The sequence below is a fragment of the Caballeronia sordidicola genome (genome assembly GCF_001544455.2).
GTDB lineage: Bacteria > Pseudomonadota > Gammaproteobacteria > Burkholderiales > Burkholderiaceae > Caballeronia > Caballeronia sordidicola.
The window spans coordinates 1-1907 of sequence record NZ_FCOC02000054.1 but is presented as its reverse complement, the minus strand read 5'-3'; the positions used below and the strand labels follow the sequence as shown (position 1 = coordinate 1907).

The following is a 1907-nucleotide window of genomic DNA, read 5'->3' as shown; positions in this document are numbered from 1 at the left end:
GGTGACGCTACGGGTTCAACGCCGCCTTCGGACGTAGCGCGTGCAGAAGGACTTGCATCAATTGCAGTTGGCTCGAACGCATACGCCAAAGGCGCGAGCTCCACGGCTGTAGGCGTGCAGGCTTACACGTCGGCGGCCGACGCGGTTGCGCTGGGCTCAGGCTCGGTGGCAAACACGGCGAACACCGTTTCCATTGGTAACGACGGCACGGGTTCGTACACGGCGTACGACGCACAAGGCGCTGCGTACACCATCAAGAACCAGGCTAATACTCGCCGCCTTGTAAACATGGCTGCTGGTATTGCCGCCACGGATGCGGTCAACGTGGGTCAGTTGACAGCAGCGGGTCTGGCAGTGGATACGGCTGGCAATGTCACGAACTCGTTCGTGGCGTACGACAGCACCGCCAAGACTGGCGTGACGCTGGGCGCGGGTACGGCTGGCGCGCAGATTCACAACCTGGTTGCAGGCACCACGGCAACGGACGCAGTGAACCTGGCGCAGTTAACGGCAGCAACGAGCAACGTCAAGTCCCCGTATGTCGAGATTAATGGCTTGAATGACGGTACTGACAACGCTAAAGCCAACGCTGGCTACAGCGTCGCGATCGGTTCGGGCGCGACGGCAGGTACCGTAGGATATTCGGGCGCAACCGCGGTCGGCTACAACTCCTCGGCCCTTTATGATGGCGCAGCGTTCGGCACCAATGCGAAAGTAACAGCCAACCGTGGCGTTGCTGTGGGCGACGGCGCGACGGCGGCGGGCAGCACAGGCCTGGGCAGCAATGTGGCGTTGGGCTATGGCGCAACTGCATCCAACAACTTCTCGGTGGCTCTTGGCGCTTCGTCGTTAACGACGCGTGACAACACGATTTCGGTAGGTTCGGCAACATTTCAACGCCAGATCGTGAACGTCGCCGCAGGTACGAGCGCAACGGACGCAGTGAACCTGGGTCAGTTGACGGCAGCAGGCTTGACTGTTGACACGGCGGGTAAGGCAACAAACTCGTTCGTGGCGTACGACACCACAGCGATGGGCAAGGTCACGCTGGGCGGCGGCACGGCCGGCACCACGATCACGAACGTGAAGGCAGGCACAACGGCAACGGACGCAGTGAATCTGGGTCAGTTGACGGCAGCAGGCATTACTGTTGACACGAACGGTAAGGCAACAAACGCATTCGTGGCATACGACAGCACGGCCAAGACTGGCGTGACGCTGGGCGCGGGCACGGCTGGTGCGCAGATTCACAACCTGGTTGCGGGCACAACGGCAACGGACGCAGTGAACCTGGGTCAGTTGACGGCAGCAGGCTTGAACGTTGACACGAACGGCAAGGCAACGAACTCGTTCGTGGCGTACGACACCACGGCGATGGGCAAGGTCACGCTGGGTGGCGGCACGGCCGGCACGACATTGGCAAACGTGAAGGCAGGCACAACGGCCACGGACGCAGTGAACCTGGGTCAGTTGACGGCAGCAGGTATCACCTTCGACACGACCGGCAAGGCAACCAATGCATTCGTGGCGTACGACAGCACGGCCAAGACTGGCGTGACGCTGGGCGCGGGCACGGCTGGCGCGCAGATTCACAACCTGGTTGCAGGCACCACGGCAACGGATGCAGTGAATCTGGGTCAATTGACGGCAGCAGGCCTGACTGTTGACACGGCAGGCAAAGCAACCAACGCATTCGTGGCATATGACACCACGGCGAAGGCGAAGGTTACGCTGGGCGGCGGCACGGCCGGCACGACGTTGTCGAACGTGAAGGCCGGTACCACGGCAACGGACGCAGTGAATCTGGGTCAGTTGACAGCAGCAGGTATTACCGTTGACACGAACGGCAAGGCAACCAACGCATTCGTGGCATACGACAGCACGGCCAAGAACTCGGTCACGTTGGG

At 61.4% G+C, this 1907-nt stretch carries 1 pseudogene; it reads left to right on the top strand.

Annotation, left to right across the window (positions count from 1 at the left end):
- A pseudogene (locus AWB64_RS30515) lies at positions 1–1907 on the top strand (YadA-like family protein); the annotation flags it as partial.